At 45.1% G+C, this 10243-nt stretch carries 9 protein-coding genes; 8 read left to right on the top strand and 1 reads right to left on the bottom strand.

The window, feature by feature from the left end; translation table 11 throughout:
* The first annotated feature begins 130 nt into the window (after positions 1-130).
* The gene (locus tag H528_RS0106385) at positions 131-1831 is read left to right on the top strand and encodes an IS1634 family transposase (RefSeq protein ID WP_157608069.1); all 1701 of its coding nucleotides are present in this window, start codon (positions 131-133) and stop codon (positions 1829-1831) included.
* Positions 1832-1870: 39 nt separating this feature from the next.
* Here H528_RS0106385 and H528_RS0106380 read toward each other — a convergent pair whose 3' ends face one another.
* Positions 1871-2986: a VanZ family protein gene (locus H528_RS0106380; RefSeq protein WP_022853508.1), complete on the bottom strand. Its 1116-nt coding sequence runs from the start codon at positions 2984-2986 to the stop codon at positions 1871-1873.
* Between the two features lie 39 nt (positions 2987-3025).
* Here H528_RS0106380 and H528_RS0106375 point away from each other — a divergent pair, with 39 nt between their 5' ends.
* Genes H528_RS0106375 through H528_RS12965 form a run of 7 tightly spaced genes read left to right on the top strand, consistent with a single transcriptional unit; the run spans position 3026 to position 10224 of the window.
* The gene (locus H528_RS0106375) at positions 3026-4126 is read left to right on the top strand and encodes an LptF/LptG family permease (RefSeq protein WP_022853507.1); all 1101 of its coding nucleotides are present in this window, start codon (positions 3026-3028) and stop codon (positions 4124-4126) included.
* Positions 4123-5196 carry an LptF/LptG family permease gene (locus tag H528_RS0106370; protein WP_022853506.1) on the top strand — a complete coding sequence of 358 codons (1074 nt, stop codon included), beginning with the start codon at positions 4123-4125 and terminating at the stop codon, positions 5194-5196. The genes H528_RS0106375 and H528_RS0106370 overlap by 4 nt, the downstream gene beginning before the upstream one ends.
* 30 nt (positions 5197-5226) lie before the next feature.
* A complete protein-coding gene (locus H528_RS12970) occupies positions 5227-6036 on the top strand; it encodes a menaquinone biosynthetic enzyme MqnA/MqnD family protein (RefSeq protein WP_022853505.1) in 810 nt (269 codons plus the stop codon).
* Positions 6003-6902: an XrtA system polysaccharide deacetylase gene (locus H528_RS0106360; protein WP_245540431.1), complete on the top strand. Its 900-nt coding sequence runs from the start codon at positions 6003-6005 to the stop codon at positions 6900-6902. The genes H528_RS12970 and H528_RS0106360 overlap by 34 nt, the downstream gene beginning before the upstream one ends.
* A complete protein-coding gene (locus H528_RS0106355) occupies positions 6892-7893 on the top strand; it encodes a GNAT family N-acetyltransferase (protein ID WP_022853503.1) in 1002 nt (333 codons plus the stop codon). The genes H528_RS0106360 and H528_RS0106355 overlap by 11 nt, the downstream gene beginning before the upstream one ends.
* Positions 7890-9074, top strand: coding sequence for a TIGR03087 family PEP-CTERM/XrtA system glycosyltransferase (locus tag H528_RS0106350; RefSeq protein WP_028845824.1), 1185 nt, complete (start codon positions 7890-7892; stop codon positions 9072-9074). Before H528_RS0106355 ends, H528_RS0106350 begins: the two co-directional genes overlap by 4 nt.
* Entirely contained in the window at positions 9046-10224 is a 1179-nt protein-coding gene (locus H528_RS12965; protein ID WP_022853501.1) for a glycosyltransferase, read from the top strand. Before H528_RS0106350 ends, H528_RS12965 begins: the two co-directional genes overlap by 29 nt.
* The last annotated feature ends 19 nt before the right edge of the window (positions 10225-10243 follow it).

The raw sequence follows: 10243 nt of genomic DNA, 5'->3' as shown, positions 1-10243 counted from the left end.
CCCGAGTTTGACAGTTAATAGGTAAAATTTGCCCTTCTCGAAAAGAACTTCCCTTTATTTTCAAGGGTTTCAGAGGATGGAGGGTGTTTATTTTCTAAAAATACATAGATACACGATTTAGAAAAAACTCTTGACAAATATAATTTTCTGTGCCGATGATGATAGCATCATGTACATCCGCACCACCGCCAGAAAAAACAAAGATGGCTCCCGCGTCGAATACCTACAACTCGCCCATAACTACTGGGACCCTGTAAAAAAACGCCCTCGCCCCAAGGTCATTGCCAACCTCGGCCGCAAAGACCGCCTGGATCTTGATCGTATCCGTGACATGATCCGGGCGCTTTCAAAACTTCTTCCTGCCAATGAAGCCGCAGAAATAACAGCTATGATTGAGGCCTCAGGTCTTCCCTTTAAGGTCAATTGGGCCAAGTCTGCAGGTGGAATTTATTTTCTTCGCAAGCTCTGGAACTCCTTCGGGCTTAAGGAATTTTTCGAGAAGAAGCTTAAAGAGAGGCGTTTTGAGATACCGGTGGAGGTGGCCATCTTTGCGATGGTAGCCGGAAGGGCGCTTGCGCCAGACTCAAAGCTTTCCACCTACCAGTGGATCAAGGAGGAGGTTTACTTTACTGAGGGGCAAGGGCTTGAGCTTCATCATTTTTACCGGGCCATGGATTTTCTAGTAGAGGTGGGAGAAGGGCTTGAGAAGGAGATTTTCAAGCGAGTGGCCAATTTATTTAACCTGAGGGTGGATTTGATCTTTTTTGACACCACAAGTGTGTATTTTGAGACGGAAGTAGAAGATAGCTTAAGGAAGCGAGGGTATTCACGGGACAGGAGGCCTGATTTACCGCAGGTGGTAGTTGGGCTGGCGGTGACGCGAGAGGGGATACCGGTAAAGGCGTGGGTATTTCCAGGGGACACGCCGGATGTGAAGGCGGCCTTTCGGGTGCAGGAGGAGCTGAGATCATTTTCGGTAGGGCGGATCATATGGGTTTGCGACCGAGGGATGGTAAGCGAGGAGACGAGGGTGGTGTTTCAGAGGGCAGGAGGGGGCTACATTTTAGGGGAGCGTCTTCGAAGCGGCTCAGAGATGGTAGAGGAGGTTTTGGCTACGGGAGGACGCTACCGTGAGGTCAGGGACAATCTTTGGGTGAAAGAGGTTCGTGTGAAGCGCGGGACCAAGGAGCGCAGGTATGTACTGGTTTACAATCCTGAACGGGCAGCAAGGGACAAAGCCATAAGAGAAGAGATTTTAAAGGCTCTTGAGCAAGAGATTGAAAGGATCAAGGGGCTTTCAGGTTTACGGAGGCAGAGGGCGGAATGCCGGCTGAGGAGAAGTCCGGTCTTGAGGAGATTTTTGGCGGCGGATTCTTTGAAGATAGAGCGGGAGAAGGTAAAGCGAGAGGAGCGTCTTGACGGGAAATATCTTCTTTCGACTACGGAGGAAGATCTTTCGGCGGAGGAAGTGGCCCTTAGTTACCGGAACCTGCAGGAGGTGGAGAGAGCTTTTCGGGAGCTTAAGCACCGTTTTGATATAAGGCCGATGTATCATCGATTAGAGGAGAGGATCAGGGGGCACGTGATGCTTTGCTGGTTGGCGCTGCTTATGGGAAGGCTAGTGGAGCTTAAGGTTGGGGAGAGTTTTTCGCGGATTAGGCGGAAGCTCGGGCGGATTTGCGTGGTGGAGCTTGAGTACACGAGAGAAGACCAAAAGGAGAAGGTCTACAGGTGGACGGAGATAGAACCCCGGGGCAAAGGGATTTTCAAGAAGTTAGGGGTACCCCTTCCTCAGGCCTACGAGTTTAAATTTTCCGCGAGATCTAAGTAATTCAAAGAGCTGGTCAAACGAGAAGTATAGCTCTAGTACTCACGCCTGATTTTGGGCGATGTCCGCAAAAGCTTTATTATCAATAGATACAGCCTTTTCGTGTATCCATGAACTGTCAAACTCAGGGCCAAACAGGACACCAAAAATGGCGAGCAGTATAGTGGTTGTGTCGGCGTATCTTCCTACTACAAACAATTGAACAGCCTCTGAGACAAAGGCAAGGGCTGCGGCCCAGATATACGGTCCATCTAGCAATCCCCAGAAAGTAAAACACAAAAGCTGCTTTAAAAGGATAAATACTGCGCTAAAAGAAACGTTATCTATGAAATACTTAAAAGGTATAAAGGCGGAAATATTAAAATTAGGCGAATAAGTAAACTTAAATGGGCTTAAAGCTTCTAAAAAATAGCAGACTGAAAATGACAATAAAACAAAATTTGTATTATCCTTTTTAAGGGAAGAAAAAAGAACGCTTGAAAAGAAAAGTCTGAACAAAAACTTAAGAGGTGCAATAACAATAGAAACAATAAAAATCCGCAAAAATTCTAGGGTCAACAAGGATGCTATTAGATAAAAAATGCTGTATCTTCGCAACGCATAGGCCAGAAAGAAAGAAGGAAGAAGTATGTTGCTGAAATTGAAAGTGTAAGAAATAGTTTTGATCTTATGTTTCAAGTCACCGATGTCAAGGCTTATTATAAAGGGTTCACATAAAAGCAAAATAGCCATTAAAAAAGAAAACATTTCGACAAAAGATATTTTAATTGTGGGAAGCTTTCTAATTATTGAAGTAAAGATATATCCAGACAAGGCACCAGCAGTGTTGAATATTACGTCAATAATAGAAGGGTCGCGTGATGGTAAAAATTGTTGCAAATATTCAATAAAAAACGAAAAAGGCAATACAAAAATAACTAATGCTAAAACTCCCACAAAATGCCTTTTGCTGCCCGAAAAATTCCAGAAGAATCCAATAGGCATGAAAAGCAAAAAGTTACTACAAATATCAGACAGGATGTGATGTTTTTTGTGTAAAAAGAGAAGTCTTAAGTCAAATTCGTGGCTTAGATTTGCAAAATTAAAGGGATAAAGCGTTAGGTAAATAACGATAAGAAGGCTTAAAAGCAGTAAAATGCGGGCGTTTTTTGTTTTCAAGCTGGTATTCCGCCTTTCTTTTGGTAAATTTGAGACATCATGATTCTTTTCCGGTACCTAAGCAAAGAGCTCTGGAAAAATTTTATCCTCATTTTGTTAAGTTTAAACGGGTTGCTTCTTTTTACCCGTTTTGTGGCCTTAATGGTGGAATTATCAGATGAAAATCTTACTGTTCGAGATTATTTCAGGCTCCTTTCTTATTTTGCCCCCTATTTTTTGACTTATCTTCTCCCTCTTGCGGCTCTTTTGGCTGCTATTTTCCTTTTTATGCGCCTTGCGCAGGACCAGGAACTCCTTGCCTTTGAAAGTCTCGGGATTCCCTTTTGGAAACTTTTGCGCCCGGTGGCCTTTCTTTCTGTAGCAGCCCTTATTGCTACCTATTTAGTTACTATCGTTTATCTTCCCTGGAGCAAACATGCCTTCAGAAATTTTTTCTTTGAGCTAGCCAAGCGCAAGATAGAGAAGGGTATTCCACCGAAGAATTTTGTTTCCCTTGCGCCAGGGCTTTCTATTTTTGTAAAAAAAGCCTGGCAAGAAGGCAAAAACTTTGCCGCCGTATTCATCGTAGATGAGACAGGCAAACAAGAAAAAGGCGTTATTTTTGCCGAGAGGGGCTCTCTTGATGTTAGAGAGAATACGTTAGAGCTTCGCCTGGAAAAGGGCTCTCTGCATTTGGTTGGGAGTGATTATTCTTCCACCCAAGAAATTGATTTTGAAAAATATATCTACCGCATAAAGCTCTCAGATCTTGAAAAAAAACGCACTCCAAGTCGTGGGGAAATGTCCCTTAAAGAACTGAAACAAAAGGCCTTAGCTCTCCCTAAAGACAATCCTAAGCGGATAAGATTTCTTGTAGAGTATTATCAACGTCTTTCTTTCCCGTGGGCAGCGTTCTTTTTGCCATTTATAGGTGCTTTTGTGGGCGCTATGATTAGAGGCTCTGGTAGGTTAACGGCCGGAGTTTTAGCGATATTTCTTTATCTTGGTTATTACTTTTTGGAGACAATAGGTGTAAGTCTTGCTGAGACCAAGTTATTGCCTCCTGCAATAAGTTTGCAAATTCCTAATATTTTTCTTCTTATAGTTTGTTTGCTTTTAATTGTTATAGCCAAAAAAGGAAAAATAAGGCCTGTTAAATGAAAATTTACCAGCGCTATTTGCTAAAGCCATATCTTTACTTTCTTTGCTTAATGTTTCCAGTATTTGTAGGTGTTTATAGTTTAGTAGAGTTTTTTGATAAGCTTGACAATATTACCCGTGCTAAACTGCCTTTGTATTACCTGTTTAAGTATCTCTTTTATCGCCTCCCGGAAATAGTTTTTGATCTGTGGCCAATTTGTTTAGTTTTGGCAGGTCTGCTGGCTTTTGTATTTTTAGCCCGGGGAGGAGAACTTCTTGCTTTCCGAAGCCTTGGTTTTTCTGCTAAAAAACTCTCTTTTCCTTATATTGCTATGGCTCTTTTGCTTTCCATGTGTTTTGTAGTTGCGTCTGATTTTTTTCTTCCTCAGAGTGCCTATAAGGCCCAGTTTTTCTGGGAAACTAAAGTCCGCAAAAAAGATCCCAAGGGCGTGATCATAAAAGGAAAACTCCATTTTAGGGGGGTTGATTCTTTTTTAATTGCCCAAGTTTTAACTTCTTCGGTGACTTATCTTCGCGATGTAACTTATGCCAAAATTGACAAAAAAGGTCTGCCCATCCGCATTATTTGGGCAAAGGAAGCCTTTTATCAGTGTGGGCGCTGGCATTTTAAAGATGGTCTTATAAAGGAACGTAAGAATAAATTCGTCCCTAAATGGTTCAAAAAGTACTCCCTCGTACTTGAGTTTGACCCTGACACCGTCCTTACCGTGAAAAAGACCCCTCGCCTTCATCAATTATACGAACTCTGGCAGCAACGAGAGTTTTTAAAGCAGGCCGGGCTTCCTTATACTTTAGCAGAAAGCGAGATTGCCTATCGTTTGTGTTGGCCTTTGGCTGCCGGCCCCTTGCTGCTTTTATCTCTACCGGTGCTTATCGGTCAACGCGGTCGTCATGCGCTGGGTAAAGGCCTTACTTTGGGAGTAATTTTTCTCATGGCAGGGCTCGTCTTCTTTTTGCTTATGAAACATTTAGGAGACAAAGGGCTTGTTTCTCCCTTGTTAATACAGCCACTAACCCTTTTCGTCATATCCCTTGCAGGATGGGTGAATTTTAGAATCTTTAGGATTTAAAATTTTAAGGTCTGTGCTAAAACATATCCCATGTTACGCATTGGGATTGTTTCTTATCTGAATACAGCGCCGCTTATTTGGGGCCTTGAGAAGGAAAATAAGCCCTGGGAGCTTGTGGTTGGCCATCCTACGGAGCTAAATCAGTCCCTTTCTCAGGGAAATCTTGACCTTGCCCTGGTATCTTCCTACGAATACGCCCGCAATGCCGCTTTTTACTATCTCTTGCCAGATGTATCTATTTCCGCCACCGGAAGAGTAGGAAGTGTTTTGTTGTTCACCAACGAGCCCCTGGAAGCCCTTTCAGGAAAAGAAATCATCCTGACCCGGGCAAGCGCAACCTCTGTGGCCCTGCTTAAGCTTTTGCTTGAGGATTTTTGTGGGCTTAAGCCTTACTACCACACAGGAACCCTAAAAGAGGGCCTTCGTGCTCCAGCTTATCTTGCTATTGGTGACGAAGCGCTTTCTTTGCGCTACAACTCGCCTTTTCGCGAAAGCCATGACCTTGCTGCTTTATGGATGGAGCATACCCGTCTGCCTTTTGTTTTTGCTGTTTTTGCGGTGCGCAAAGAGGCCTGGCAAAACAAACCTCAGGAAATAGAAACCTTTGCCAAGGAACTATACTTTTCGCGGGCAAAAGGCGCGGCAAGTCTTCCCCAGATTGCCAACAAGTGCATGGGCCTGACGTCCCTTGGCCCCAAAGAGTGTCTTCTGTATTTAAAAGGCATTGAATACGATCTTTCAGGGCTTAAGCAAGAGGCACTTGAGGTCTTTTATCGTCACCTGGCGCGCCGAAAAGAAATTAATAAATGCCCAGAGCTCAATTTTCTAGAATTTTCATGAAAAACGCCCTTTCTATAGACGTTGAAGAATATTTTCAGGTAGTAGCTTTTTCTTCGGTAATAGCTCAGGAAGACTGGGATAAAATGCCCTCAAGGGTAGAAAAGCCCACCTTGCTAATCTTAGAAATGCTAGCGGAAAGAGGCATAAAGGCTACCTTTTTTTGTCTCGGCTGGGTGGCTAAAAAACACCCTTCCCTTATACGCCAAATTGCCACTAAGGGGCATGAAATCGCTTCTCACGGCGTAAGCCACCGCCCCATATACGCTTTAAGTCCGCAGGAGTTTCGCAAAGAAGCCGTAGAAAGCAAAAAGATCCTTGAAGACTTAAGCGGCAAAGAAGTAAAAGGCTTTCGGGCGTCAACCTACTCCATTACCCCCAAAACCACTTGGGCCCTTGAAATGCTTGCAGAAGCTGGTTATGCCTACGATTCAAGCATTTTTCCCATTCACCACGATTTATATGGCTTTCCACAGGCACCTCGTTATCCTTTTGTTTTTCGGGAATACGGCTTAATTGAATTTCCCATTTCCACCGCAAATTTAGGAAAAATCAATATCCCCGTGGCAGGCGGGGGCTATTTCAGGCTGTTTCCCTACACCCTAACCCGGTATTTCCTAAACAAGGTTAACCAGAAAGAAAACCGGCCTTTTGTTTTTTATGCTCATCCGTGGGAATTTGATCCAGCACAGCCTCGCATTAAAGCACCCTTAAAATCCCGCTTTAGACATTATCTCAATCTTTCGAAAACAAGAAAAAGATTTGAGAAACTTTTAACAGATTTTTCTTTTGCATCATTGGAAGAGGTTTTAGAATCTCTTAAGCCTTTGCCTGAAAAATCATTGCGGGAACTTACGGGTGGAGATTAAAACCTTTGACCTAAACAGCGTTTCTGCCTGGGATGAGCTTGTTAACAGGTTCTCTGGAGGGCCCTATCTTTACCGGGCCTGGCAAGAGGCCTGCCTTAAAACTTACGGGCAAAAGCCTGTGTTTTTACTGGCTTTTCGTGGGCAAGAGGCCGCAGGTGGCCTGGTGCTTTCTCGCTTTAAAGGACTGCGTAGCAAAAGCCTGGTTTCGCTTCCTTTTTGTGATTATGGTGGCCCGCTTGGCGAAGACGAAGAAGTAAAAAAATCCCTTGTTGCAAAAGCAGAAAGGCTTTCCCAGGAGATAGGGCCCCTTGAGATACGCTTCCCTGAGCCGGTTAGCTTTTTGCCCGAAGGTAGCACAGCAAAAGTAAGACTTCTGCTTCCCTTGCCTGATGATACCGAGACTCTGTGGAAGTCTTTTAAGGCCAAGGTAAGAAGTCAGATAAGACGGCCTATGAAAGAAGGTGCTCAAGCCATTTGTGGTGGGCTTGAGCTTGTGCCGGCTTTTTACCGAATTTATGCGCAAAACATGCATTTTCTTGGCTCTCCTCCCCATGCCCTTTCCTGGTTTAGAAACATTGTCTCCGCTTATAAAGAGCGCGCTCGGGTGGTGCTAGTGCACTTAGAAGGCAAACCCCTGGCAGGGGCTATTTTGCTGCTCACGCCCCAGGTGGCCACCGTACCGTGGGCTTCTTCCCTCAGAGCCTACAAACGCATAAGCCCCAATATGCTTCTTTACTGGCGCTTACTTTCGCTAGCTGTCGAAGAAGGCGCAAAACTTTTTGATTTTGGGCGTTCAACCCCTGGGAGCGGTACCTACCGCTTTAAAAAACAATGGGGAGCACAGGAAGCCCCGCTTTTTTGGTATCGTGTGCCGGCTAGTGAAGAAAAAACTTCCGGCGTGCGGCCTTACATAGAAAAGCTTTGGCGGCGCTTGCCCGAGCGTGTTGCCAATTGCCTTGGGCCCAAACTCAGGGGGCGCATTGCCTTATGAAAAAAGGGCTTTTCATCGCGCATCGTATCCCCTTTCCCCCGAACAAGGGAGACAAGTTGCGGGCCTATCACATTCTCAAGTTCCTTGCCAAACGCTACGAAATGTCGCTTCTATGCCATATTGATGAAGAAAGAGACCTAGCAATTGTTGATAAAATTGACATTCCGTTGAGAACCTTTCGTTACCACTTTAGACCCAAAGGCTTGCGCAAATTGTTATCCCTTAAGGCGTTGCCGAAAGGGAGCCTCTCAGTTGCATATTTTTACGCAGGAGAACTCCAGGCTCGTTATGACCAAATTATCGCCCGCGAAAAGCCTTTTTTTGTGTTTTGTTCTTGTGCCCCGGCAGCAGAGTATGTTTTCCGCGGGAAAGAGACTCCCGGGTATCTTTTTCTTGACTTTATGGATGTTGATTCGGAAAAATGGCGCCTTTATGCCGAGAAAAAGGCCTTTCCTTCTAGTCTTATTTATCGCCTTGAGGCTTCTCGCATGCGTGCTTACGAAAAGCGTATCCTAAAGCGTTTTGACCACGTCTTTCTGGTCTCAGAGGCAGAGGCGCATCTTTTTCGCGAAAAAGTTGCAGAAAGCGAGAAAATTTGTGTGCTTGAAAACGGAGTTGACCTTTGTTTCTTCTCCCCTGATTACCAATCAAAGCTTTCCATCGAGGGCCCGGTTGTTGTTTTTACCGGAGCCATGGATTATTGGCCTAATGCTGATGCGGTAATCTGGTTTGTGGAAAAATGCTGGCCGCTTATTCGCCAACGAATCTCCCAGGCAAGTTTTTTCATTGTAGGAAAAGATCCTCTTCCAGAGGTGAAAGACCTTGCTAAGGTTCCCGGCGTTGAAATAACAGGCTTTGTGCCTGATACACGGGATTACCTTGCTCTGGCTGACGTATGTGTAGCACCATTGCGCCTGGCGCGCGGTATTCAGAACAAAGTCCTTGAAGCCATGGCCATGGCTAAAGCTACCGTAGTAACCCCTCAAGCCGCAGAGGGCATCAAATATACCGATGAGGAGCTTCTGGTGGCCTCATCGCCTGAAGATTTTGCCGAAAAGGTCATTTTCCTCTTAAAAAATCCTGAAGTTTCCCGAAAAATAGGAAAAATGGCCCGCAAACGCATTGAAAAAGAGTATAGCTGGGAGAAAAAGCTTGAAAAACTCAAAAGCCTTTTACCCTAAGCCAGTTCTTTGCCACGTGGCGCATGCCTTAAATCCAGGGGGTACCGAGCGCCTGGTTTGTGAGCTTGCGCGTGCCTTTAAAGACAAGTTCGAGGTCATCGTGGTTACCCTTGAAGAACCTGGGGCCTGGGGGCTTTCCTTGCGTGCTCAAAATATCCCGGTTTATCCCCTTTTCCGGGAACCAGGGATTGATTTAAACGTTATCTGGGACATGTGCCGTATCTTCAATCGTCATCGGGTTAATATTGTCCACGCCCACCAGTATTCGCCCTTTTTTTACGCAGGCCTTACCAAGCTCTTTTATCCGCGCGTGAAACTGATTTTTCATGAGCATGGTAGGCACTACCCAGAGACCGTAAAGCCCCTTAAAAACTTTTTTAATCGGTTGCTCCTTGCCCCTCTTGCCAACGACATTGTAGCTGTATCCTGCGAGGTGCGTGAGAGGCTTGCAAAATACGAAGGCTTAAACCCGCAGAAGATAAAAGTCATTTACAATGGGATCCCTATGCCAGCGCGCCTTGCGCCAGAAGAACGTAAAACCCTGCGCAAAGAGTTTGGCTTTTCAGAAGACGATTTTATTGTTGCTACAGTGGGCCGTTTTGATCCTATTAAAAATCTCCCCATGCTGCTCAAGGCCATAGCGCTGGCCCGTAAGAAAAACAAAAACATCAAAGGGCTTTTAATCGGTGATGGCCCTGAATTTTCAAAGCTTAAAAACCTTGCCAAAGACCTTGGCCTTGAAAACGTTGTTTTGTTTACCGGCTTTCGCAAGGATGCCACCCGTATTGTCCAGCTTGCAGATGTTTTTGTACTTTCAAGCTTTAGCGAAGGGACCTCCCTTGCGTTACTTGAGGCCATGGCCTGCGGTTTGCCAGCGGTAGTAACGGCTGTTGGCGGAAACCCTGAAATCGTAATTGACGGCATAACCGGGGTTTTGGTGCCTAGCGAAGACCATGTAAGGCTTGCGGCGGCTTTTTTGCTCCTGGCAGAAAACCCCAGGCTTTGCGAAGAAATGGCAAAGGCTTCTCGCAAACGCTTTGAAGAAAACTTTGTTTTCGAAAAAATGGTTGCTAGCTTTGAGAGCCTCTATCAAGGGCTTCTTGCGCCGAACCATTTATTAACGGGGACTTTAAAAGCCCGACGTTGTTAAGGATCCGTTCCCTCTTTCG

Source organism: Thermodesulfatator atlanticus DSM 21156, assembly GCF_000421585.1.
Classification (GTDB): Bacteria; Desulfobacterota; Thermodesulfobacteria; order Thermodesulfobacteriales; family Thermodesulfatatoraceae; genus Thermodesulfatator; species Thermodesulfatator atlanticus.
This window is presented reverse-complemented; position numbering and strand designations above follow the sequence as displayed.